Consider the following 24,534-nt stretch of genomic DNA (forward strand, 5'->3'; position numbering starts at 1 on the left):
TGGAAACCAAAAGCCGGCTGCTAACCGATGGCTCGATGGTCGCACCTGTATTCGTCAGGAGGAAAAAAAAGTTACAGACGCGCCACCAGGGCTTATCATGTTACTTTCACCAGAAGGATTTCAAAAAATCAATTTCCCTCTCATAGCCTGATCTGCGACAATCCACCAATCTCATAATATCACCCAAGATTTCGAGGATTCAAGGATGAACCCTCCGGTCTCATCTGTGCCTTCGGCAAGGAAGCTATGACGATCTACGGATTCACTTGAACCTATAAAACAAGCTACTTTTCTGCTATCCTGATATCATTGGGAATGGTGGTGTGCGCTCAGATTTCTAGTTGAGTGCTGGTTTCGGACCAAAACTAGCAGCATATCGAGACCCCCACCACTGATCGATTGAAAACAGATTTTTTCTCAAGCTTCTCGATCAAAAGTGGAATTTCTAATGGTGAATCTCAGAAATAAGGTTCTAGTTCAATGATAACACTTTTTAGAAAGAAGCTTTCTCCTAGCTCTATCAGGGAGCTGAGCGAAATCTTTGATACTTGTATTCAACATCTTGAGTCATCTACGGATTCAGATTGGTCAGAGCTGGGCGTTAAAGAAATTATTAAACTAGTACACAAGTCAAAGAAGATTCTTGCAAAAGGCAAAGCACCTTCTATGTCATCAATAAACTACCTATTCATGCCCACAGGTCCTCTGCAAGAAACAGCAATGCAGAACGGCTGGGTTGACGAATACCTAGCTCTAGCAGGTAAAGTTGACTCAATTGTTGAAAAGATCTAGCATAGGTCGAGGTAGTAATAGTTACAGTCACCAGTTCGGTTTCAAAAATCGATGTTCCTCTCCCAGCCTGATCTGTGATAATCCACCAATTTCATAATATCGCTTAAACGAGCTAGCGATCAGAGTTCAATTCTAGAAGATTTGGAGTGGGTTTCACCCAGTTCATCTCGCACCAAGATTCATTCATCTCATAAATTGAGCTGTAGTAGGTCCTTCGCTCGACTTCGCAAGCAAAGCTAGTCTTGCATAGTGGGCAAACCACAATCTTGAAGATGATGCCTTCGTGGTCAAATTCTTGTCTAATCTCTGTGTCGCATATAGGGCAATTAGTATCAGCGTAGTCCATATTCACCTCAGAGGAAGAAATCAGCCGTAGCTGCATCATCACATAACCGGCTGCCTTTCACCATATATGGATACGCCGCCGTTACAAGCAAAATCGATGAGGGGTGTGTGGTTACTACCATTTATCCGGCCTTCAGTGTGAATCGTCACTCCTATCGCTCCGGATTCACTTTTCAGAAGTGATCACTAAACAGATGTTATTTGGAAGCCAAGGCGACACGCTAGACGATCAGCAGCGAGTAAGCCCTCCCGCCTTTCGACCAAGAAAATCTGGCTAAGTTCTCAAAATATCTTGACAAATAGTGGAATCTATATTGACAAAACTCAGTTTAAAGACTCTAGTAAATCTGAAGACCACTTGCCTTCCTCAATGAAAAATCTATTTGTATATCTATCTTCGTAGGTCGGATGTTTTTCAAAGTGCTTTGAGTGCCCAAAAATAAACTGCCATTTCATTGTTCTAGAGAAGAGACAAGCACCAACGACATCAATCTCATCAACTCGATAAAATCTTTGTTTTTTGGTATCACCGTCTTCATCTGTGGAATTGCGAGTTCTCTGAAAATCAATCGAAAGCTGGTGAGAATCAAATTGTGAGATAAAGGTATCGGTGTGAATGTTATTCACATTAGATTCCTTGACTAGAGATGCGCTAAATTCATATCGAGGAACACCAGACTCTCTATATTCCTGGGGTAAGCATTTGTAAAATTCAGTGGATATTTTTGCTTTCCCTTTACGTATTGCTTCTAAAAGCCCTTGCAAGGAATCTACTGTATTCTCGGGTACAAGTCCTTTCTGAGTTAAACTCTTAAAAGAGTCAAGTAACCATTCCTCTTCTAAATATCCAGAGTCTACTAGAAAGCTAATGTACTCAGGTAAAACCCCTTTTGTCTTCGTGTTCAAGACTTGGACATTTTTACATTCCAAAGACACTTCTTGATTACTATTAAGAGTGACGTAAAAGTCTTTTTCGAAGTCTCCGGAAGCTGCTCTAAAGCCTGCTATCCTCCCATCTCTACAATAAGACTTTAGTAGTAGCTCTAAATGTTTCTCAGCAACTGCACCTTTTACAGCCATATAAGCTCTTGGGTTTTTAGAAAAAACGTCCGCTAAATCTTTATCATCTAAACCCGTCAGCTTCTCTAGTGTAATCATTTCCAGAATTTCCATGTTTTTGTCTAAATGGTCGTAGTAGCACAGCGATATCTTTCTGCTTCCTGCTTGCTCATCATACTAGGTAGGTCGAAAAATATAGTTTACGAAGCATCACTTCAATCATCGTCAAGCTCCAGAAGTTCCTCAATGCGGACGCCCAATGTTTTGCATATGATCTCAACTTTATCCAAGGTTGCGTTGTAGCCTTTTCTACTCGACATTGAATCGAGCACACTCTTCGATATGCCTGTAAGATCAGATAACTCTGATACAGTGATTTTATTGCCAGTTCTGGCTTTATACATTTGAATGCAGCTTTTTAGGTGAATCTTCACTTTTTGTATTGACAGTACAATTACTGAGGTCTATTATTTATATAATGCGGGTGTAGTATATTCTATGTTTTCATAACTTCAAGAAGATTCAATATATGTGGTTGTCAAAATGCTAAAAGCTATTAGCTTGTTTTCTGGCGTAGGCGGTTTGGACTTCGGATTCGAAGCTGCAGGCTTCAAGACTTCAGTTGCTGTAGAAATGGATAAGTACTGTTGTCAGAACATGAGGGAAAACCAAGGCTGGGTAGTCCTGGAAGAAGCAATCGAAAATGTTTCAACAGAAGACCTACTCAAAGCAGCCGATCTCAAGGTAGGAGAAGCTGATGTCTTAATCGGCGGCCCACCATGTCAACCTTTCTCAAAGATGGGCTATTGGTCTACTGGAGATTCCAAAAGGCTGTCTGACCCCCGAGCCAATACTTTGATTGAGTACCTCCGGGTCCTTGAAGAAGCACAGCCAAAAGCTTTCTTGTTGGAAAATGTGCAAGGCATGACCTTTTCTAATAAAGACGATGGCTTTAAATTTCTATTGGACGGAATCGAGGAGATTAATCAGCGTGCTGGAACCAACTACTCTAGCAACTTTAAGGTACTCAATGCAGCAGAGTATGGTGTGCCCCAGCATAGAAGTCGTTTCTTCTTGATTGGCTGTAGAGAGGGAACAGAGTTCTCGTTTCCCGAGATTACACATAAAGATCAATCTAAAGGAGAAAATGAGCTTCTTTTTGAGGGAAAGAATTTGAAGCCTTTCAATACAGCTTGGGATGCGATTGGCGACTTGCCTGATCCAAAAGACCCTACTTTAAATTTGGGAGGCAAATGGGCTGATTTACTTCCTAGTATTCCTGAGGGTGAAAATTATCTTTGGCATACCGATAGAAAAGGTGGTTTGCCAATCTTTGGTTGGAGAACTAGATATTGGAACTTCCTACTAAAGCTTTCAAAAAAACTACCTTCTTGGACAATTGCAGCTCAACCAGGTTCCGCTACCGGGCCTTTTCACTGGAATAATAGAAGACTTAGCCCTGAGGAGATGGGAAGGCTTCAAACCTTTCCAGATGGATTAACTTACTCATGCCACCTTAGAGAAGTCCAAAGAATGATTGGTAATGCGGTTCCATCTCTAATGGCAGAGATATTAGCATCAGAGATCAAATATCAGTTTTTTGGAATGAGCAAGCGTAGAAAGTACAAGTTAATGCCGAAGAAAAATGAAAAGAGGGCTATATCTACAGCCGTCCAACCTGTAGATCAGAAGTATCAAGATCTAGTGGGTTGTCATAAAGCTCATCCAGGAACTGGAAAAGGCCCAGGTGCTATTAGGCAAAGCTCTTGAAAAAGATACTAGTTGCAAGGCTTGTGAAGTGAGATAGAACTCTATCTCGAACTCCTTACTGGTGGATTCTTCTTTTATGGCTCCTTCTTTAAAGGTATTTCTCCTCAGCTCTTGAAGATTTGTTTGAGGAGAAAGCCCGCTAATAATCTTGCCAATCTCCAATGTCTTTGTAGGATCACCCTGCGTCTTTAATTTTTCGACCTCACCCCATTGGACAACCAGCCTATAAGGTATTAGGATTTAAATAGTCTAGTAGATGATCATTCTAGCTTACCGTATACCCACTTTTCTAAAATTCTACACAGGGTATCAGATCGCTTCTCAATATCGAATGTACTCACTTCCCCTTTCAGCGAGGGATCTAGGAACTCAGGAAATGAACTCAAGGATGTGAGTTTGTCCCTGATAGGCTTATTACCCAGATTCTCGTTGTTTAGCTTTGCCGGGAGCAAAAGCAGATTACCTATACTCTGAAATCCTTGCATTTTTCGAGATTCCGGGAATAAGTGTTCTATAGTCATCGATTCAAAATCAAAACATGATTCCGGTCGTAATTCAGTAAGTACTTTTTGGAGAATATATCTGACAGTCTTTTTTTGTTTAGTATTTGCTGAAGAGTACTCCAGATCTTTAAATCTAGACCTAAACTCCTCCCTTGAGGGAAGCTTCTCAAGAAGCTTTTCTTCTAGCTTTGAAACAATGACACCTTTCGAATTCGTTCCTTCTGCATCCCTAAATGCTTTTGCCTGGGATGCGTACATCTTTGATACCCCACCTGACGATTTTACCGAACAAAGTGCCGTTGAAGCAAAGTGATATCTTTCAATCAAGGAGATCGATTTTTTTGCTAGTTTTGATTTGATGTTTCTACGCTCATACTCAGCCAACACAGCCAACACAAATGGATGAGGTTGAGTAACATTAAACACATTTACTAACCCATTTAGAGATTCTTTAATTGATGAGTCTTCTTTACTCCACTCTACTGACTCAGGATTAGAAATTTTCTTGTAGATTTTTGATTCATATTCTAGACGATTCAAAAGGTCCCTTGCAGTCTCGAAGCAGCTAATTTTGTCCTGAACAGCCTTAAAAAGTTTCTTACCAGTTAAGTACGGATTGGATGATATCCAAAAATGCAACACAAAGGAGTTCACATCAAGTTTTAGTTTTGAGATTTCAGTATTGCTCTTGATAGTATTCCAAGCATCCTTAACCTCATCAAGCTTCGGATTCTGATTTGAAAGATATCGAGTTAGGTGGTTTTTTACCAAGTCTGCTGCGTCTAGAGGCATTCCTCTCGCATTTAGCGTCTCAAATATCAAATAAGCATCACCAATAGAATCTAACTCAATAAATATTACTGTGGCGTTAAGAAATTTATCTCTAATACTCTTTAAGACATTTTCTTCTTCTTCTCGATTGAAGCCCGGCATTTCTATTTGACTATCCAAATATTCACCAAGCAGCTCTACAATAAGTTCAAAGGCAATTTTTACTGTACCTTCCTCTTTTCCCAACCTTCCAGAGAAATTTGGGCTACCAAATCTCTGAATATGCTGTTGGAAATAAGGATACGATGTTTCAGTTTGCACAACAAAAGTTAAAACATTATCGATGTCTGGCTTTTCTATTAAATTATGGACACCTTTTGCAAGATTTTCATTTCTATTAGAGTTGAGCCTATTTCGAATCGCTGCCAGCATCATAGTGATTGTAGTAAGCCTTTGCTGACCATCAACAATTCCATATCTATTCCTACCGTCTCGATATACGACCATAGTACCTAGAAAATAGTTCTCCTCACCATTCCCCAGGACATCGTTCCACAGCTCCTTTATATTTTCCTTACTCCAAGAATACGGCCTCTGAAATGTCGGTATATGATAAAAGGCACTATTGAGTATTTTAGAAATCTGTCTATCCTCACCTTTGATATACAAACTAACCCCCAGTATCGGTATTAAACAGAGATATTAGGCCATCTGCTTCTCATCTACCATTATCATCAGATAACTAGAAAAAGATTATATTCAATGTTCGGGTCCTAATATCTAATTCTAAAAATGCTAGTTTCCCAATCCACACAAAGATGAGTCAATAACTTTATGATTAATAGATTTCAAAAGTTGGCCTTTTCTGACTTTATCTGGACCGCGCCACCTACTTTTCTAATCACAGCGAATTCATAAAGGCGGCCTCCACCTCGCTGTCCTGGATACCAAGATAGGAAAGCGTCTGTTTCTGACTCGAATGATTGAAAGCTACCATCAAAATCGGAAGCTCGGTTTTGAAAGTTACTCGCTGATGATAACCAAACGTCTTGCGAAGGGTGTGGCTTCCGTAGTTTCCCCGAAGTCCAATCTCATGGCACCACCCCTTGACGAGTCGATGGAGAGACTGGACCGTGAGCCCAGAACTGCTTCCTTTCCGAGAAAGAAAGAGCGGTTCCTTTTTCGAGGTGGATCGCCTGACGGCAAGATACTTTGTGAGCGCATCGAGAACAGATTCGTTCATCGTCACATGCCGTAGCTTACCAGTTTTTTTTTCACGAATTTCAAACGAGTCACCAACGCCGAGACTCTCAACTTTACCAACTGGAATCTCAAGAAGGTCCGAAGCCCTTAGAGCACTGTTGATACCGAGAGTGAATAGAGCGAGGTCTCGTGGGCTGTCTTGGAGCAGCGATTTTATCTTAGTAATGTTACTCAAAGAGCGAATCGGGTCGACTTTGATCTGACTGCCGAGCTTCGGGTGGTTCTGATTGAAGTTACTCATAAGCGATACCTGCTGATAGAATCGATAAGCGAGAACAGCTATTTTTTATTACCTGATTTAGGAACGTTATTTCAATAATTACCCTCCTAGAATCAACGCAAGCCTTGACGCCCTAGTGGTGTTATCACATCATAGTGGGGTATTTTGAGCTAGGCTGCTCTCAGCGGAAAGATAAGACGTAAGTCACCGTATTCAAGACTAAAATGAGCCACACCCCAACCCCTAAATAAGTATCCAAATATATTAGTATGTTACCTAGCCTGTAATTTCAATTTCGCCTTTTGGATAGATTCAAAATTTGTACAGCCCCCCTCATTACTATTGCACTAATGATCGAGCCCATAATGAGGTCAGGATAGTTCGACCCAGTCCAGCTAACTAGAGATCCAGCTACAATAACACCGATGTTTGCTAGAACATCATTAGCTGAAAAAATCCAACTAGCTCTCATATGCACTTCACCTTTTCTATGGTTCATTAATAGAAAGAGACACAAAATGTTCACACAAAGGGCAACTATAGCAACACTAGAAATGATGCTACCTATCGGCTCACTTCCGTAAAGAAATCTTCTCACCACTTCTACTAGTAGTCCCGCAGCCATAATAAATTGCAGATATCCACTTAATCGAGCGACGTGCTGTTTGGATGTTTTAGCTTTTCCGACTGCCATGAGACTTAGGCCGTACACACTTGCATCTGCGAGCATATCCAATCCATCAGCAATCAAACCCGCTGAACGCGAGAAGTAACCACTTCCTAATTCTACGAAAAACATAATCAGGTTAAGGAGGAGAAGTTGCTTTAGAACTTTTGACTCTTTCGCATTTTCCGACGTGAGCTCAATATTCTCAGATTCCACACTTACAGAGTCCAAAATAGTCGCTCCAAACTTTAAAGGGAGCAGTCGGTCAAGAATAATTTGAGGATCTCCACGATGAATTACCATAAGGGTGCGATTACCTAAATCGAAAACCATTTGTTCTAATTGTGTACATTCTTCGAGAGCCATTCTGATAATCTGTTCTTCTGAAGGACAGTCCATCTTTGGTATGCCAAATTTTGTCCTAAATAGATCCATCTCTATCCTTTGAATTATTAAGGTGGCCAAGGAGCTGTTAAGTAAGCTTGAGGGATTGATGTGTGAGTAGCAGAAACTCTCATCTGTTTTTTATTGGCTTAGCCAATACCTCTTGTTTTTATAAAGTTATGTACCGTCCGCCTATGTACTTCAAAAATTTTAGCAATCGATGCTATGGGAACTTTTTTCTGAAGAAGAGTACGGATTTCATTTTCTTTTCCTGATAGCTTCACGACCTTTGATAGACGACCTTTTGGACGACCAAGTTTCTTACCCTCACTCTTTTTCCTGGCAAGAGCTTCTTTGGTTCTCATTGAGATCATATTCCGTTCTATCTCCCCTGAAATCCCAAAAGCAAAGGCAAGAACTTTGGAATTGATATTATCCCCTAACTCATAACCTTCTTTGGTAGTCAGGACCCTAATATCTTTCTTCATCAGAATATTGAGGATTGCCATGACTTCGTAGAGGCTTCTCCCAAAACGGCTTAATTCAGTAGCAATGAGACTATCACCTTTTTTTAGCGAGTCAATCAACTCACCGAGCTCTCGTTCGCTTGATGGAGTCGATCCGCTAACAGCCTCTTCGACCCATTGGTCAATAGTGAGCTTTCTCTCATCCGCAAATCGCAAAATCTCGAACCTTTGGTTTTCGACGCTCTGCTTGTCGGAACTTATTCTGATATAAGCACAAATCATTTTTTGCAAATTCTCAACTAAATTGATTGAATCTTCGATTGCTCAAGTAAACCTATCAGAACTAGTTTTTTACGCCATATATAGTATAAATTTAAGGCTATTTTTTTGAGCATATAGTTGCTAGTTTAATCGAACATTTTCTTTGATCATTTTTTCCATAAAATCAGGCGCTTATATGTCGAGTGGACTACATTTATCTGATCAGGAACTTCGACTGGTTAATTCTAATAAGAAGCCAGACAGCAAATTAGGCTTCAGCATACTACTTAAATTCCTCCAGCTAAGAGGTTACTTTCCTCAAGATCACCATGACGTTCCGTTGGAAGTCGTAAGCAATATCGCTGACCAACTTGATATCAATGGAAAGCTGTTTAAGAAATATGATATTGGCAGTCGGTCCTGTCGTAACCATAAGGCCCAGATTAAGAAGTTCCTTGGCTTTCGGGATATCACAAAGCCTGATTACACTGCTCTAAATAAATGGCTCTGCAAAGAACTAAGTTTTGAACACGGTATCAATGATTTTGTCTCCGAAGCAAACAATAGGCTACTAAAGCTTAAAATCGTTGCCTCCAACCAAGATCAAATAATTAGAACAGCTAAATCTTCTCTCAATAGTTGCGAAGACGCCTTCTTTAATAAGATACATCGTAAGATTCCTAAAAGATCAAAATCTGCCATCGATGAGATTCTATCTGCAAACAGTGAGCTATCCTTGACTGAAATCAAATCTGATCCTGGAAAAGTAGGTATAGAAAGCTTGATTAAGGAATCCAAAAAATTAGCAGTTCTTCGTGAGATAGACTTACCCGATAGTCTATTCACTCAATCTATTTCCAAAAAGCATTTGATCAAATTAAAGCGCAGGCTCTCATCAGAGAGTTTGCACGAGATTACTCGTCATCCACCAAATATCAAATACAGTCTTTTTGCTGCCTTTACCCATGTTAGAATCCAGGAAATCACCGATGGCCTAGTGGACCTTCTCATTCAGATCATACACAAAATCGGTGCTAGAGCAGAGAATAAGGTTACCAAAGAGCTAGTTCGAGACTTCAAAAAAGTTAGGAACAAAGATTCCATCTTTTGTAGGGTCGCCGAGGCTGCGGTGAGCAACCCGAAAGGAAAGGTTGAACAGGTAATTTTTCCTGTCGCTAATGAAAATGTACTGAAAGACATCGTCAAAGAGCTTAAAGCTACAGGACCATTTTATAGATATAAGGTCCAAAATGTCATGAGGGCATCCTATGTTCATCATTATAGAAAGATGGTTCCTGTAATCCTCGATTGCTTAGACTTTTGTTCCAACAATAGCCGCCACAAGCCGGTAATAGATGGCATAGAGTTAATCAAGATTTATCAAGATAGTACCAAACAGATGTACTCTGATTCTGATGATGTACCGATAAACGGAGTCGTGAAAAATGAATGGATGTCGTTTGTATTGCAAGGTAATCGTATTAACAGAGCCAACTATGAATTAGCGTTGCTAGATTCCCTTAGAAGTCGGCTTAGGTGCAAAGAAATCTGGGTTCCAGGATCGTTCAAATATTGTAATCCAGATGAGGACTTACCCCAAGACTTTCATAAGAAAAGGGTTGCCTACTTTGACAAGCTTAAGCTTGACCTAGACCCAAAGGTCTTTGTAAAAGACCTTGAAAATCAGATGAGATCATCATTAACCAAGCTTAATCAGCAGATGCCCAATAACGATAGCGTAAAGATTCATAACAAAAAAGGAGGCTGGATCTCTGTCTCTCCCCTGGTTGCACAGGAAGAACCACCAAACATACTTAATCTCAAAAGAGACGTCATGGCTAACTGGCCTATGACTAATCTCCTAGACATTTTAAAGGAGACAGAGCTTAGAGTTGGCTTCACCGAAAAGTTTGAAACCGTGGGTGTCAGGGAAAGAATGGGCAAGGAAACCTTGCAGAGAAGACTGCTTCTCTCACTTTTCGGACTTGGGACCAACATGGGGTTAAAGAGGGTCTGCACAACAACGTCAATGGAGAATTTTCAAGACCTCTCATATATCAAGAAAAAGTTCATCAATCGTGACAACCTTCGGAATGCCATATCATCGGTCGCCAATGCCATCTTCGATATTAGAATGGCTGATATATGGGGTGAAGGAAGCACAGCTTGCGCCTCTGACTCCAAAAAGTTTGGTTCTTGGGACCAGAATCTCATGACCGAGTGGCACATAAGATATGGTGGGCGTGGAGTTATGATCTATTGGCATGTTGAAAAGAAGTCTACCTGTATCTATTCCCAGCTAAAAGCCTGCTCGTCATCCGAAGTAGCATCCATGATCGAAGGCATCCTAAAGCACAATACGGCTATGGAAATTGACAAGAACTACGTGGACTCCCATGGGCAAAGCGAAGTAGCCTTTGCGTTTTGCCATTTGTTGGGTTTTAAGCTGATGCCAAGGCTAAAGGCTATCAATCGTCAAAAGCTTTACCTTCCAGGGACAGGGGAGTCCGGTAACTACAAAAACTTGAAAGAAGTTCTAACACGTCCGATCAGGTGGGACTTGATTGTCAACCAATACGATGAAATGATCAAGCACATTGCAGCACTTAAGCTAGGCTTCGCCGATGCGGAAACTATCCTAAAAAGGTTTACTAGGAACAATCTGAAGCACCCGACCTACCTTGCATTTTGTGAGCTTGGAAAAGCGATCAAGACAATTTTCCTCTGCGAATATCTTGGGTCTATGGAGCTGAGGCGAGAAATTAATGAAGGACTGAATGTTGTAGAGAACTGGAACAGTGCTAATGGCTTCCTTTTCTTTGGCAAGAACAGCGAAATCGCCTCCAACTGCATTGCTGATCAGGAAATTTCTATCCTAGCCTTGCACCTGCTTCAAATATCAATGGTCTATGTGAATACGATTATGATCCAGCAAGTTCTGGCCACTCCACAATGGAATGATATAATGACTAAGGAAGATTATCGGGCATTAACACCGCTTATCTACACTCACATCAATCCCTATGGCTCGTTCCATCTCGATATGGGAAAACGAATAGCTCTGGCTGCTTAACATACTAATATATTTGGATATCTATTTAGGGAGTAAAGTCAGGGTGTGGCTGATTACAGTAGTAAATACATGATGTTACGTCTTATCTTTCCGCTGAGAGCAGCCTAGCTCAAAATACCCCAATTACAACATGTTACTGATCATTAAACAGTAGTTTTTTGTCCACCCAAAAACCCGAATATTATTCAGGACTTACGCATAAGCAAAAAACCAAGCATGCCTAGTGATTTCAGTGGGTTACAGCTACAGCAATTGCCTAAAAATCAAGCAACTTGCTCAATGCTGGTTTCCTAGTATTTACAGAAAAAATCTATAAGTATATGATTATATATAATATATAGATATTTCACCCCCGGGGGTAAAGTGGACGGAATCGAGCTTATTGCAGCAGCCAACCAGATCAGATTTGAGCCCAGAAAGCTAACCCAAGCCCAGCTCGCTGAGGAGTATGGACTCTCGCAGCAGTGGATCTCGCGTTTAAGATTCATCGGCAAGGCAGACCTCAGAACCAGAAACCTACTCCAGGCTATGACTAAGTCCACCATCAAGCGGCTTGTCGATTTCGTTCGAGGAAAGACCAAAGGCAGAACCCTCAAGACCAAGCTCGCCCTACTCGCTAGAGTTGTCCAACGGCCGAGGTCCATATCTATATATAATAGGGGGACCAAAACGCTGCAGAGATCACTACAGTCAGCACGAAACAAGCTAGCCGAAGCCATTACCGACAGGCAGTCCGCAAAGGTAGATGCTGTAGCAGCGCGAAGGGAGACTGAAGAACTGGGGCAGAAGTATCGCAAGGTCGCACGATACGCGAAGCACCTGAAGGTGTCTCTTCACAATGCACTGAAAGGTGTCGGTAGGCCTTCAGAGAAACCTTCATCTCCTCCCGACCCTAACCTACTTCGGTATGTCGATACTCTTCGACAGAAGTTTGGAGTCAGAGTTGAGCTTATCGAAAATCAAATCATTTTTGACTGCATGAAGCCAGACACTACGTTTGGGACATTAGAGAGGCTGTCTTTGTGAAAGAGTGGTTTGACAATAGACCTTCTTTCATATCTCCAAGTATGAAACGCCTACTCGGGCAATGTCCTGTCGCTTCCTGGGTGTGCAGAGAACCACGCTCTCCCTTTTCTCCAGGCCTCCTGTCTTGATCGATTGTCTGGATACTTTGCATAGATTCTTTTGGCCGTCTCATCTATGAGTTCAGGAAGTAAAAGCTCTGGGTCTATTGTTGGGTCCATCATGAGTAAGTCGAAAGCGTGGTTGAACCACCTTTGGTACTCACTTGACTCAATATCAATCGCGTACGGTGCTGTATCCAAGGTTTCATCCATGACTTCAAGAAACCTTCTCTGAAGCCTACGTCGTTCTTTAACTTTCTTCTGCCTCATTCCTTGATCTCCAAATGTCATTTGAGCTTCCTACACAAACCATATTCTACCATAGCGGATAGGGTGTTCTGATAGATAATCTTCTTGTTTGAAGGAAAGAATGGGAGGTCATGCATCTGGAATCTAGTCCGAAGCATAATTATCTCTTCCGGCTGGCTCTATGGAGGAGAACTAGGGTCGCTAATCTAAAGGAGGTCGTATTAAAGCAACCATCGATTTCATCTTTTGTTCGTGTATATAGCCTCATGACAGCAGGGACAGCCCAACTTACTCGTATCATCCGACCTACAGATGTTCACCTTTCAATCACCTAGCTCCTTATGTTCGCTGTTGATTTGCATAGTGTTTTAAGCGCTCCGTTAACCCTATGCAGCGATTGTGATGCATTGATTGAAACCAATTGGATTTTTACATGCAGATTCAGGCCAGCACTACCTAAGAGTTGGTACACGGTATACCACTTGTCAAATTGGCAACTATCTGCGGTTTGGCTCAACATATATAAGGGATATATGAGATGGGAATAGGAACTTGAGACAACTCACTATTTGAGTGCAAATAACTCGAAGTTATATTGAACTAGCTCGTTGTTTAGTTTACACTAGAAACTATCTTAAAAACTATAGGGATAGCCCATGAAAACTAGCATTATAGCGATTACGAATCAAAAGGGGGGAGTGGGCAAGACGGCTACTACGGTAAACGGCGCCGCAGCTTTTACCGAGATTGGTCTTAAGGTCTTATTGATCGACCTAGACTATCAGGCCAACGCAACTTCTTATCTCGGGTTGAAACACAAAGCCAAACAGAAAGGCCGTACAGCAAGCCAAGCTCTTCTAAAAGACCTACCCTTAGATAGAGTTGTATCGACCACCTCAAATCCAAACCTAGATGTAATAGCCGGCGATATGGGGCTTTCAAAATTATCTAGGGAGAAAATCTTGGATCCCGGTGCTGCTATGCTGTTAAAGCAGTGGCTAGAATCGAACTCAATTAGCAAGTATGACATTATTCTTATCGATACACACCCTAGCTTGGATTTGCTTTTCCAAATGGCAATGACAGCGTCGCACTATTACCTCGTTCCAATGTTTGCTGAAGCCGATCCATTTGATGGTTTGGAGTATATGTTTAACGAGATATCCCAGATCAAGATGGGGCTCAATAAGCAGCTTTTCTTCCTAGGCCTTGTGATCACAAAGTTTGATAAGGCAAATGCAACTCATAAGAAGTTTCTTTCCCTTCTAGAGGATTTTTGTAAGGAACATAAAATCAAGATTCGAGGGATTATTCCAGACTCAAAAGCAGTTGCAAGCAGTTCGAGCCTACAGAAGCCTCTTGTATGGTCAAACCCGAAGCTTCCCATAGCAAAGTCCCATATTCAACTTGCAAGAGAGCTTAAGCCGGAGATGAAAGGCGTAAGAATGGGTAGAACGCAAAAAACTCCTGCTATTGTAGAAACACCAGAGCACATTGTTGCACTCTTCGACGAAGAGCCCGTTAGCCGAAATGTGGAGGTATTTTAATGAGCGAACGCTTTAACAGCACTGCCTCGGCAATTAAGTTGTCACAGGCGATAGAAAAACTTTCGAAACTCGACTCAGGGACAGTAGTTCCCATTCCATTAGAGTACATTGATCGTTCCGAAAATATTAGACGAGAGCTGGATACTGACACAATCGAGTTTTCACAGCTTGTCGAGTCAATTAAGGAAGTTGGACTACTACAAAACCCAGTTGTCACTGTTAGCTCAGGTAAGATTTTGTGCGTATCTGGCCACCGGCGTATAGCTGCCATCGAACACTTGGGGCATAAGAAAGTTGAATGCACACTGGTCCACTTCGAGAATCTTGAGTTGAAGGACGTAGCCCAGATTGTAGAGAACACTGCTAGGAAGGGCCTTGAACCCTTCGACTTGGCAGATCAACTTCTTAACCTAAAGAACAGAGGATACTCACAAGTTAAACTCCAATCACTAATTGGAAAAAACCGGCAGGTAGTCGGACGTTACCAAAAACTAGCTCTATGGCCGAAAGAACTAAAAGAGATGGCTAAGAGCAACCGTGAAAAGTTTAATGTCAAAGCATTAATGCAGCTTTCAAGTATTAATGACCATGATGAACTCAGAGCCAGAATTGAAGAGATATTAGGAACTAAAAAAGCTTCTACTAACAAAAAGGCCAGAGTGCAAAGACTGAACGAAAGCGGTGTCCTGGACTATTGCCAAAGCCAGTCATTTTCTGAGAGTCAGACAGAGTTCCTGTTTTCCGCTCTTAGAGATCTCGGCATTATAAAGAGTAAAGCGACCGACGGAAAGTCACAAAAAGTGGTACACGGTGTACCACTTCAATGATCAGAAATGGCATCTCTGGCTAGGTTTGCCTTCGAAACTTCCCTAGCCAGAGAATATGTAAAACCCTCAAGGATGAGGATGAATACAGAATGAGTTTACACAATACAGAGTCGACATATCCAGTAGATTTTCAAAACCTCTATAGATCTGCGGACGAAAAGACAAGAGGTCGGTTCCGAGCAAGAAAGTCTTACTGGCTAAATAAGAACCACTCGGAAGAGGAAGCAATATCAAAAGCGCTAGAAGTTTTCCAGACTTCAACCACTGTGGAGATCAAGCCTATCACTTCCAAGTACGAACCAACTGAATCTGAAGTGAAAGCTGTTGTAAAACAACTCATGAGCATTCAAAACTCTGCGAAGGTGATCGACTTCCCTTCGAAGGATCAAAATGAGCAAGAGCTTCCTTCGAATCACTTTTCACTATCAAAAATACTTTCGAAGGTCACCCGATACACATTCATTAAGCTTGCTCTATATTCACTCATTGTTCCTGTGACAGCTGTAATGATTCAAGAAGCTCTAAGGTCGGCCTCGCTAGAAGAAAACTTCCTTACTTTGGTCTCTTGGGTGCTAGCAATAGTTACCGACTATATTGCTCTCGACCACTTCTCCAAGGCGAAGGAACCAATGAAGAGAGGGGAAGACCTTCTCAATCTCTCTATCGCATCGCTTATCCTTATTGCTAACTTGGTTGGGGCTTACCTTCTCTTTGGCAAGCAACTTAACCTTGAAAGTACAGCTCTCAAGTCTTCAGAAATTTCCGCTGTAGAAGCTGACCTTCAAAAAGCCGAAGGTGAAGCATCGCAGGCTGAAGCAAACTACCTTGTTAAAAAATGGCCGAAGGCAGTAGATCCTAAAACCTGCGAAGCCGGATCTTCATCGAACTGTGGGCCTATGTACGCCGCTGGCTCCAAGCAGGAAAAAGTTGCCTACATTGCTGCCAAGTCTCAGTTGGAAAAACTAAAACAAAAGCAAGCTAGCTTAATCAATTCCCACCCTAATAACTCTACCAAGACAGACTTCTGGTGGCACCTAGGCTACTACGCATTCATCTGGTTCCTTCTGTTATCTGTCATTCGACTAGAAAAGATTTCTCGTAGACGTTCCAACGCTGTTGCTGCTTGAGGTTACTATGTCTGATGAAATTCAGTTTACAAGTATAGACTTCGCTAAAGCTTATGGAATACTTTTAGATCGTACAGGCTTGCCCCACGCGATGACGACTGGCTTCCTTTTGCAATTTCTGCAAAATCCTCGCAACTATCGCGGTCGAGGCTATTCGGTAGATAGCTGCTGGGAGATATCAAATGCAAAGCTCGCAGCAGAGCTTCATCGCCGGGCCGCTTCAACTGGCTCCAACTATAAAGATGCTTGGCTGGCATTCAACTTTGTTGAACTGAACGACAAGGACTATAGCTCCTCAGTCTATATGCAAAACGGTGAGTACTTCAAGCACGGCTGTTCCAATACACATCAGATTCGGATTACCAAAGCTTTCCGTGATTTTCTCATTGCCGTGAAGAACGGTGAGGAAATCCAAGATGAAATGCTAGAGGCTTTCATACCGGGCAAAGAATATGGCAAGCGCCATTATAGAAAAAGGCGGATGAACAATGCTAATGCCAGGACATCGACTCAACGCAGATACGCGCAAGAAAATGGAACAGAGGTTCCCCCCGATTGCCTGCTTCTGACTCCTGAAGAGAGGAGGAAAAGGCTTTACAAGCGTCCTGATATTTACATTGAAAATCTGAAGCAAACCCGTCGCCCCACTCGTCGTCAGCGCAGGGAAATCAAAGGTTGGAAGCATAAGTTTCTAATTGACTACAACGTTTATGGTCTCGAAGAAGCTCTTCGAAGGCTGAAGAGATCTATGAAAGCTGCAGGCTGGGCTAGGGAGGACTATATTATCGCGGTCCTCAATATGCTTAGCAAACGTGGTACCGAGAATGATCAGCTTTTTGCGATAAACTTTGTTTTCAATAAGCCCTTCATCGACCTTGTCGATACTCTCACAGAAGAGCCTAATAAGTTGCCCGCTGCACTATCAAATCACGTTGATATGCTTCAAAGTGCAAACATTCCATCGATGGTGATCCCAAAGGTATTCTCATACTGGCTATCAAAGGTTGCGTATTCGTCCCAGCTTAAAGCTTCGATCAAAGGCTTTGTGAATCAGCTGATTCATCAAGGGCAAGCCAACCAATGGACCGAGGAGGAGCCAACGCCTCAGGCTCCAACAACTGCTCCAGCTCTCGATTTCGGTGACCTCGAATCAGGAATCCCCGACCCTTGACCAAACCGAAATCTTGCCTTTCTTTTAACTGACATGTCGTCAGCTCCGCTTCCTATTGCCTTTTTCAGACTCAGCTCTCCATAAACAATAATTTAACCCTCAAAAAGTGCCTAAGAAGCACAAAAAATCTAGCCTTGTCTCGATACCTATCAATTAACTGACAGGATCTATCAAATAGCTGATAGAAACTAAGACAGCTAACTGATAAGAAGCCATCAATTAACGGATAGGCTATGGTCAGATAAGCGATAGATTTCTATCAACTAACTGTTAGATCGATCACGTGAAAGTGTTGTGTGGTGGGGCTTTTGCAACAGTACTAAATGGTAAAGCTCGATTAAAGGCTAAATATCCGTGTAAATGATATTAAAAGCTAAATATCTCATTGCGACTGGCTGGTTTCTAAATCTAGAATTATATCTCTAACAACATTTTGTCAATGGAGAGAATTCTATGACACAAGCGGAGCTTATCCAGGATATCGCATGCTACAGGTATGACCAAAACGGATGTCAAAAAAGTTTTCGATAGCTACAAGGAGATTGGCTATGCTCATATGAAAAAACTGAAAACAGACGCTGACTTTGCTCTTCCTGGGTTTGGTAAATTCAAAATTTCACAGAGGGCGGCAAGGAAGGGGATTAACCCTCAGACTGGCGAGGCTGTAAAGATTCCAGCACGGAAGGTTCCAGTCTTTAAACCTGGTACTGAACTTAAAGAGCATATTCAGCCAAAGAATAAAAAATAGTGGAGGCCAGCTTTTGCTGGCATTCGTTGTTACATAGCTTTCAGTTGATCTACTTTTTTACGTAGATTGACCATCGCCTTAACATCTTGGGGTCGTTCGTGACCCTTAGCTACGACTAGCTTATCTTCGTCTACTGTTCGAATTTCTGTATCTAACCTGTGAGCAAGGATGTTTGTTCCTGGAATGGTAGCCTTTGCCTCTCCTGTAGCCGCTCTGAGTGTCAGCCGTCTGTCAAGGTCTCGGTATTTCTGGATACTTACCGAGAACTCCCCACCACCTACATCGCCCGCAATTGCTGCGGAACAAATACAGGATAGAATTAATGAATACAGAACAAGTAGCCTCATATGTTTTCCTTATCTCTTAGGGTTTTTATTTCATCTTTTTGTTCTTTGCTAAGGCCAAAGGCTATACACATCAAACTCATCGAAAGATCAATTCCATCTCTAGACTCATGTAACAAGGCAATATCTGTAGCTTCGTCAAAGGCCTTCCAGATAATCTTTCGGATCTTGAGAAAGCCCTCTAAATCTACCCTTTCTACCATATCCAATACTGGGCCTGAAATATTACGTTTTTCGTAAGCTAGAAAAACATCAAGCCTGGCCTTGGCAAGTTTCATACTTACTAAAGGATCTTTCCGGTCATAAAATGGACAAACAAGGATACCTTCTTCGTTCGACTTTTCAAGAACTCCGCTTTCATAAAGGAGATCTACAGTCTCACTATGATTAGGAAAGCGCTTTAGATAAGAGTCTACTTTTAAACCGCTAAATGAATACATCAGTATATGCTGAAATACTGGATCATAGAAATCTTCATTGGGGGTCCGCACAGGTCTATCCTTAGCGAAAGCCTTTGCTTTTTCTACAAGTTTTGTTAGTGATTTTGTCGAAAAAAACTTCCTGGCGATGTCCCATGCTAAGGTAGGGCATTCCAATCCTGCAATTATTGAATATATAGTTTCTTCTGATGTGTCAAAGTCTTGTCTCTCAACTGATCTCAGTGTGTTTATTGCCAACCCTGTCCTTGTTGAAAGCTTAGCCCAAGAATTGGTCTCTTTTTCTCGATGAACCAGTTCAATAGCCAACTCCAGAGGAGTCTTTTCCATAATCAGATTCCAATCCATTTTTTTCATATCAATAAAGCCTAAGTTCCCAAGGGATCGATAGCATCTTCTCTACAAAATGGCCAGGTTAATGTATCAATGGTGGGAAAATCGTGAGGTCGTTGATATAAATAGCCATATAGCCGTATTGCAAAGACTCTTCTTGCTCTCTAGAGTAGCGAAAGATAATGGGATTTTGCAGCTGTTGAAGTGAAATCTCAGGAAATCTTTGAGAAGCTCAAGCGGCGGAAAGCAGAACGAGTTGTTACTTTGGCGAGTCACTTCGAATTGCCTTCCACATGCCGCTTCCTAGGACGCTCTGGCGAGCGTTCGGAAAAGCACAAGAGATGTGCTTTCCTGAACACACACTAGTGCCGTCCGGCTGAAAATACAATCCGTCAAACAGGTTACAGACATAGTTTGACATGCGTAGTGAATACTTTTGGAGTTGTTTTACATTGCCCGTTATTCACCATGAGCAATGACGACCCGTTCTGGTTGCATGAAACGTCGCTATAGTGGGTTAAGTTCCCTCTTTGGCGTAAATCCAAAGCGCTCACCCTGATGACATTTATTTTCAGTCAAAAAATTTTTTGTTTCTCGAAAGAGTCACTCAAACTTTATGGCACGAGGCCCCTATGCAATTGATTGAGAAAATCAAATCTTGGAAAGAGTCCCACCCGTCCCGTTCACTAGCTGTTCTCGAAAGACGCACCAACGTGTCGAAAGAAAGTCTCTCGAAGCTCTTGAACGGCAAGCGTCAGGCGAGGCTTGGAACTGCAATTACGATATTAGTCGCTATCTGCGAAACCCGAACTGAGGCTGATGAAATCCTTCGCTCTGACTACGAAGAATTCGACGCGCTACACAATCTATCTGCTTAATTCCCACCACCGGAGACCCTATGGCTGCTGTTGCCACTACTGACACCCAGGCGCAAACCTTATACACCAACATTGATTTTATGAAAGCCTATGCACTTCTTTCTGAGAGGACTGCTATCTCAGATGCTGTTCTTATGAACTTCTTTTTAAAGTTCCTTCCAAGGTCGGAAAACTATAGGGGCAAAGGCTACGCCATCGCAACTAGTTGGCATATCTCAAACTCTAAAATGGCTAGTATCTTAAACAAGAGCTCTCCTACCACGGGTTCGAATTATAAGGATCAATGGCAGGCCTATGGCTTCATTCTTCTAAATGGCCTTAGCTACGAAGAGTCGGTGTATGAGCATAATGGGGAAGTCTATAAATATGGCTCTTTTGCTGCCCACAATGTTCAGCTTTCAGCTGGCTTTTTGAATTTTATGGAGAAGATCAAGGCTGGTGAAGATATTAGTGATGACGAGCTGGAGGTGTTCTTCTCAGCTCCCTCCTACGGCAAAAGAATTAGGCGTAAGCGAAGGCTTAACGTAGTTAACGCGACGAACTCCATGATCAGAAGGCGGCATGAGCAAGACGGTAGTGAGATACCAAGCAACGTTCGCTATCTTTCTCATGAAGAGCGAAAAGCTAAGCAGTTTGTGAGGCCAGACTCCTACAAGAAAAATCTCAAAGAAACCAAGAAACCAGGCCGAAGGCAGCGCCTTGCACAGGATAATTGGGAAGTTCGCTTTGCTGAGCACCTTAACGTCTACGGCACTGAGGGAGCCCTTAAAAGGCTTAAAAAGTCGATGAAGGATGCCGGCTGGGCGAGGGAAGACTACATCATCCCCGTGCTCAATATGATCAAAAAGCGCGGCGGTAGCGAGAACGATCGATCCTTCGCCATAAACTTTATCTATAGTAAGCCCCTAATCGAGATCTTTGAGACTGTTGCCGAGAAGCGAAGTGAGGCGAGTGGGGTCCTCGCGGGCTACCTTGATACGATGACACTGGCGAATATCCCAAAACCTATCATCTCAAATGCATTTTCCTACTGGCTTGAAAAGATGCCATTTAAAAGAGACGAACAGACTTACATCTCAAACTTCGTGTCTAGAAAGCTCGAAGCTGAACCTAGCCCCAAGTCTGATAGTATGCCTTCCGATCTAGTGAAAGCTCTAGACTTCAGTGATCTTGGTGTTCCGGACTTCTGATCAACCTAAAAAATGAATAGCTTTCCTGTCACTGGCATCCGCCGGCTACCTCTCCTATTGCCTAAAACATAATCCAAGCCTAAAATTTCCATAAGATCCGTCTGCCATGTGGATAAGTCTGCAATTTGTACTCGGTTTCACTGTTCTCCTTGCCAATTAACTGGCAAGTCCTTAGGACTTAACTGACAAGCCCCTATCAGTTAGGTGGCAACTGACCTAACACTTAACTGTCAATCCTAAGCCAACTAAGTGGCAAGTTCATAACAGTTAACTGGCAAAGTCATCGACCAAACCCCATAGTCAGTAAGGACTTTGTTCTCCACTAAATCTCTAAATCACCTAAATGGTATAAATTCTCTCTAAAAGATATTAAATGCTTCTCCAATATCTCTTGAGGGTAACAAGGTGATTCTCTTTTTTTGATAACAGCATTGTGCTTGCGCGAAAGGTTGTTGGGCAGGAATAGGGAATCTCAAGTTGTTCGCACTTCAACCAAATTCCGCTACCAAGTGCATGTTCGCCACTCTTCATAAAACTACTGCGACCAAATCTATAGAACCAGGGTCAACAGAAATACAGATAGTAAAAGGGTTTGAGCTTTTCAACTAAACCATTAGCTCGTATCTTCGATGAGCCATGACATTTTCTTTCTTACTTACTTTATCGAAGGAGCGTATCAATTGAGTAAACTGAGTAATTTGAAAGTCTCAAACAGCGATGTTGATACGCTTTCTCGAATACGTATGAAGGAAGGCGTCTATCGGGATCTACCCATTGAAAGCTATCATCAATCGCCAGGCTATTCAAAAACCAGCCTTTGCCAGATTGATAAAGCTCCCATCTATCTCAAAACAAAAGTCCCGCAAAAATCGACAAAGTCCCTGAATATCGGAACTGCTTTCCATGAAGCTATGGAAGGCGTTTTCAAAGATAAATATGTTGTCCATCCAGATCCTGGTGTGAATAAGACAACCAAGAGCTGGAAGGATTTTGTAAAGCGCTACCCAAAGCATATGCCTCTTAAAAGGTCCGAATACGATCAAGTCCTAGCGATGTACGATGCAGCGCGAAGCTACCGTCCATTCCAAAAGTATCATCTATCCCGAGGCTTCTATGAGTCTTCTTTCTACTGGCATGACGCTGTTACTAACTCTCTGATTAAGTGCCGTCCGGACTATATCACTCCGGACGGTATGTCTGTCATCGACTTTAAAACTACGGTTGATCCAAGTCCTAAGGGTTTTCAATACCAAGCCTATAAATATCACTACTATGTCTCAGCAGCCTTGACCCTTGAAGGAATCGAGGCTGTCACGGGCATCCGTCCGAAAGAGTATCTTTTTCTCGCCGTGTCTAACTCCGCCCCCTATCTCACCGCATTGTATCGGGCCTCGGAAAAGGAGATTGCTCTTGGCGATCACTTTATCCGGCGGTCCCTACTCACATTGAAAACTTGCCTTGAAAGCGGCAAGTGGCCGGGGCTTCAGGAAGAGATCCTGGAGCTCGGGCTTCCCTTTTCTGGACTGAAAGAGCTTCGGGAGGAGCAGGAAGTGGAAGATGAATTTATGGAATTAGTGGGGTAGCGATGGGGCATTTAGTATCTAAAACAGAGCAAGACTACATCAAGCAGCACTATGCAAAGGGGGCGACGGACCAAGAGTTTGAACACTTTATTGGTGTTTGCAGGGCGCGAGGCCTGAACCCAGCAGCAAATCAGATCTATTTTGTGAAGTATCGGAGCAAAGACGGACCTGCAAAGCCCGCCTTTATTCTCTCGATTGACTCCTTAAGACTCATTGCTCATCGAACGGGTGACTATGCTGGTTGCTCGGAGCCAATCTTTACCGATGGTGGCAAGGCCTGTACGGTTACGGTCCGCCGGAACCTAAAGAGTGGTGAGACTGGAAACTTCTCTGGCATGGCCTTTTATGACGAGCAGGTTCAGCAAAAAAACGGCAGGCCCACAAGCTTTTGGCAATCCAAACCAAGGACCATGCTCGAAAAGTGCGCCGAGGCTAAAGCCCTTCGCAAAGCCTTTCCCCAGGACCTAGGCCAGTTCTATATCAGAGAGGAGATGCCTCCTCAGTATGATGAACCAATCCAGGTCCATAAACCAAAAGCTCTAGAAGAGCCAAGGTTTAGCAAAAGCGACCTCAGTCGCAGGAAGGGTCTCAATAGAAAGCTTTCAGCCCTTGGTGTCGATCCTAGCCGCTTTGATGAAGTGGCTACCTTCCTCGATGGAACCCCTGACCGTGAACTAGGACAAAAACTAAAACTTTGGCTAAAGGAGGCCGGCTATGGCGTCAATCAATAAGGCAATCATTCTTGGCAATCTGGGTCAAGATCCAGATTTAAACTACACCGCATCGGGAGCTCCGGTGTGTACTCTAAGCATTGCAACCAATGAGACGCGCACCGATGCTGCAGGCAACCGCAAAGAAGCTAGCCAATGGCACAGGGTTATCGTCTGGAATAAGCAGGCTGAAAACTGCGCAAAGTACCTGGCTAAGGGCCGCACCGTCTATGTCGAGGGTAGAATCCAAACCAGAAGCTGGCAGGATAAGCATGGTCAGAAGCGTTACTCGACCGAAGTCATAGCTCAGACGGTTCAATTTATTGGAGGAGGGCAAGCGGAGGCTAAAGACACTGCAGCGAACTTTAATCCGCCAGCTGATGTTGCTCCAGGCGGCTACGATATGGATGTACCGTTTTGAGAAAATACTACTACTATCACTACAAGTATCTAGATAAGGTCAACGCCGCAGTTAGTGCTGAAGGATATGGTATCAGAGCCTCAGAGGGTGACTTCCCATTTGCTGATGTTCTAGGTGATTTGATGAAGCGGAAACAAGGTGGTGGCTATCCAATCGTTTGCTTCTTCTCTAAGATTTCAGAGGATGAAGCGGTGCGGATGGATTCACTTATAAGAAGTCACCAAGAAAGCAAAGTCGTTAATACTTGGTCGAATAGATAGAATAATCTAA

Annotated in this window: 25 protein-coding genes; 15 read left to right on the forward strand and 10 right to left on the reverse strand. The window is 42.6% G+C overall.

What is annotated here, in order from left to right:
* Positions 1-480: 480 nt before the first annotated feature.
* Positions 481-792 (forward strand): hypothetical protein, encoded by a 312-nt coding sequence (locus tag B9N89_RS28990; RefSeq protein WP_132325585.1) that lies wholly within the window; start codon positions 481-483, stop codon positions 790-792.
* Positions 793-904: 112 nt separating this feature from the next.
* Here B9N89_RS28990 and B9N89_RS28995 read toward each other — a convergent pair whose 3' ends face one another.
* The 3 genes from B9N89_RS28995 to B9N89_RS29005 all read right to left on the reverse strand — a co-directional run bounded on the left by B9N89_RS28995 (position 905) and on the right by B9N89_RS29005 (position 2,600).
* Entirely contained in the window at positions 905-1,138 is a 234-nt protein-coding gene (locus B9N89_RS28995; protein ID WP_143478296.1) for a hypothetical protein, read from the reverse strand.
* A gap of 323 nt (positions 1,139-1,461) precedes the next feature.
* Entirely contained in the window at positions 1,462-2,295 is an 834-nt protein-coding gene (locus tag B9N89_RS29000; protein ID WP_234996193.1) for a hypothetical protein, read from the reverse strand.
* A gap of 116 nt (positions 2,296-2,411) precedes the next feature.
* Complete coding sequence (locus tag B9N89_RS29005) at positions 2,412-2,600, reverse strand: helix-turn-helix domain-containing protein (RefSeq protein WP_132325591.1); 189 nt, start codon at positions 2,598-2,600, stop codon at positions 2,412-2,414.
* Between the two features lie 139 nt (positions 2,601-2,739).
* Between B9N89_RS29005 and B9N89_RS29010 the strand changes: the two genes are divergently transcribed.
* Complete coding sequence (locus B9N89_RS29010; RefSeq protein ID WP_132325593.1) at positions 2,740-3,966, forward strand: DNA cytosine methyltransferase; 1,227 nt, start codon at positions 2,740-2,742, stop codon at positions 3,964-3,966.
* Between the two features lie 260 nt (positions 3,967-4,226).
* On the opposite strand, the gene B9N89_RS29015 is transcribed toward B9N89_RS29010, so the two are convergent.
* The 4 genes from B9N89_RS29015 to B9N89_RS29030 form a co-directional block, all read right to left on the reverse strand.
* Positions 4,227-5,909, reverse strand: a complete 1,683-nt coding sequence (locus tag B9N89_RS29015) for a GmrSD restriction endonuclease domain-containing protein (RefSeq protein ID WP_132325595.1) — start codon at positions 5,907-5,909, stop codon at positions 4,227-4,229.
* A 232-nt stretch (positions 5,910-6,141) separates the two neighbouring features.
* Complete coding sequence (locus tag B9N89_RS29020) at positions 6,142-6,744, reverse strand: tyrosine-type recombinase/integrase (RefSeq protein WP_132325597.1); 603 nt, start codon at positions 6,742-6,744, stop codon at positions 6,142-6,144.
* Between the two features lie 268 nt (positions 6,745-7,012).
* Positions 7,013-7,756, reverse strand: coding sequence for a cation efflux transmembrane domain-containing protein (locus tag B9N89_RS29025; protein WP_159455722.1), 744 nt, complete (start codon positions 7,754-7,756; stop codon positions 7,013-7,015).
* 167 nt (positions 7,757-7,923) lie between these two features.
* Positions 7,924-8,523: a master DNA invertase Mpi family serine-type recombinase gene (locus tag B9N89_RS29030; RefSeq protein WP_132325601.1), complete on the reverse strand. Its 600-nt coding sequence runs from the start codon at positions 8,521-8,523 to the stop codon at positions 7,924-7,926.
* Positions 8,524-8,698: 175 nt separating this feature from the next.
* On the opposite strand from B9N89_RS29030, the gene B9N89_RS29035 reads away from it, so the two are divergent.
* Positions 8,699-11,575 (forward strand): Tn3 family transposase, encoded by a 2,877-nt coding sequence (locus B9N89_RS29035; RefSeq protein ID WP_132325603.1) that lies wholly within the window; start codon positions 8,699-8,701, stop codon positions 11,573-11,575.
* A 363-nt stretch (positions 11,576-11,938) separates the two neighbouring features.
* Positions 11,939-12,601 carry a hypothetical protein gene (locus B9N89_RS29040; RefSeq protein WP_132325605.1) on the forward strand — a complete coding sequence of 221 codons (663 nt, stop codon included), beginning with the start codon at positions 11,939-11,941 and terminating at the stop codon, positions 12,599-12,601.
* Positions 12,602-12,651: 50 nt separating this feature from the next.
* Here the strand turns inward: B9N89_RS29040 and B9N89_RS29045 are convergent, their stop codons facing one another.
* A complete protein-coding gene (locus B9N89_RS29045) occupies positions 12,652-12,990 on the reverse strand; it encodes a hypothetical protein (RefSeq protein ID WP_132325607.1) in 339 nt (112 codons plus the stop codon).
* A gap of 614 nt (positions 12,991-13,604) precedes the next feature.
* Here B9N89_RS29045 and B9N89_RS29050 point away from each other — a divergent pair.
* From B9N89_RS29050 to B9N89_RS29070, 5 genes are all read left to right on the forward strand, one after another.
* Positions 13,605-14,495 carry a ParA family protein gene (locus B9N89_RS29050; protein WP_132325609.1) on the forward strand — a complete coding sequence of 297 codons (891 nt, stop codon included), beginning with the start codon at positions 13,605-13,607 and terminating at the stop codon, positions 14,493-14,495.
* A complete protein-coding gene (locus B9N89_RS29055) occupies positions 14,495-15,322 on the forward strand; it encodes a ParB/RepB/Spo0J family partition protein (RefSeq protein ID WP_132325611.1) in 828 nt (275 codons plus the stop codon). The genes B9N89_RS29050 and B9N89_RS29055 overlap by 1 nt, the downstream gene beginning before the upstream one ends.
* A gap of 89 nt (positions 15,323-15,411) precedes the next feature.
* Positions 15,412-16,449, forward strand: a complete 1,038-nt coding sequence (locus B9N89_RS29060; RefSeq protein WP_132325613.1) for a hypothetical protein — start codon at positions 15,412-15,414, stop codon at positions 16,447-16,449.
* A gap of 7 nt (positions 16,450-16,456) precedes the next feature.
* Positions 16,457-17,620, forward strand: a complete 1,164-nt coding sequence (locus B9N89_RS29065) for a hypothetical protein (RefSeq protein WP_132325615.1) — start codon at positions 16,457-16,459, stop codon at positions 17,618-17,620.
* Positions 17,621-18,098: 478 nt separating this feature from the next.
* Positions 18,099-18,368 (forward strand): HU family DNA-binding protein, encoded by a 270-nt coding sequence (locus tag B9N89_RS29070; protein ID WP_268808948.1) that lies wholly within the window; start codon positions 18,099-18,101, stop codon positions 18,366-18,368.
* Positions 18,369-18,397: 29 nt separating this feature from the next.
* On the opposite strand, the gene B9N89_RS29075 is transcribed toward B9N89_RS29070, so the two are convergent.
* Together B9N89_RS29075 and B9N89_RS29080 are read right to left on the reverse strand one after the other, a co-directional pair.
* On the reverse strand, positions 18,398-18,715 hold the full coding sequence (locus B9N89_RS29075; protein WP_132325619.1) for a hypothetical protein: 318 nt from the start codon (positions 18,713-18,715) through the stop codon (positions 18,398-18,400).
* Positions 18,712-19,506 carry a hypothetical protein gene (locus tag B9N89_RS29080; protein ID WP_132325621.1) on the reverse strand — a complete coding sequence of 265 codons (795 nt, stop codon included), beginning with the start codon at positions 19,504-19,506 and terminating at the stop codon, positions 18,712-18,714. The genes B9N89_RS29075 and B9N89_RS29080 overlap by 4 nt, the downstream gene beginning before the upstream one ends.
* 608 nt (positions 19,507-20,114) lie before the next feature.
* Between B9N89_RS29080 and B9N89_RS29085 the strand changes: the two genes are divergently transcribed.
* The 6 genes from B9N89_RS29085 (at position 20,115) to B9N89_RS29110 (ending at position 24,524) form a co-directional block, all read left to right on the forward strand.
* Positions 20,115-20,360, forward strand: a complete 246-nt coding sequence (locus B9N89_RS29085) for a hypothetical protein (RefSeq protein WP_132325623.1) — start codon at positions 20,115-20,117, stop codon at positions 20,358-20,360.
* A 20-nt stretch (positions 20,361-20,380) separates the two neighbouring features.
* Complete coding sequence (locus tag B9N89_RS29090) at positions 20,381-21,550, forward strand: hypothetical protein (RefSeq protein ID WP_132325625.1); 1,170 nt, start codon at positions 20,381-20,383, stop codon at positions 21,548-21,550.
* Positions 21,551-22,179: 629 nt separating this feature from the next.
* Positions 22,180-23,133: a PD-(D/E)XK nuclease-like domain-containing protein gene (locus tag B9N89_RS29095; protein WP_132325627.1), complete on the forward strand. Its 954-nt coding sequence runs from the start codon at positions 22,180-22,182 to the stop codon at positions 23,131-23,133.
* A 2-nt stretch (positions 23,134-23,135) separates the two neighbouring features.
* Positions 23,136-23,864 (forward strand): phage recombination protein Bet, encoded by a 729-nt coding sequence (bet, locus tag B9N89_RS29100; RefSeq protein ID WP_132325629.1) that lies wholly within the window; start codon positions 23,136-23,138, stop codon positions 23,862-23,864.
* The gene (locus tag B9N89_RS29105) at positions 23,848-24,264 is read left to right on the forward strand and encodes a single-stranded DNA-binding protein (RefSeq protein WP_132325631.1); all 417 of its coding nucleotides are present in this window, start codon (positions 23,848-23,850) and stop codon (positions 24,262-24,264) included. Before bet ends, B9N89_RS29105 begins: the two co-directional genes overlap by 17 nt.
* A complete protein-coding gene (locus B9N89_RS29110; RefSeq protein ID WP_132325633.1) occupies positions 24,261-24,524 on the forward strand; it encodes a hypothetical protein in 264 nt (87 codons plus the stop codon). The genes B9N89_RS29105 and B9N89_RS29110 overlap by 4 nt, the downstream gene beginning before the upstream one ends.
* Positions 24,525-24,534: the final 10 nt, after the last annotated feature.

The sequence above is a fragment of the Pseudobacteriovorax antillogorgiicola genome (genome assembly GCF_900177345.1).
In the GTDB taxonomy this organism is placed as follows: domain Bacteria; phylum Bdellovibrionota_B; class Oligoflexia; order Oligoflexales; family Oligoflexaceae; genus Pseudobacteriovorax; species Pseudobacteriovorax antillogorgiicola.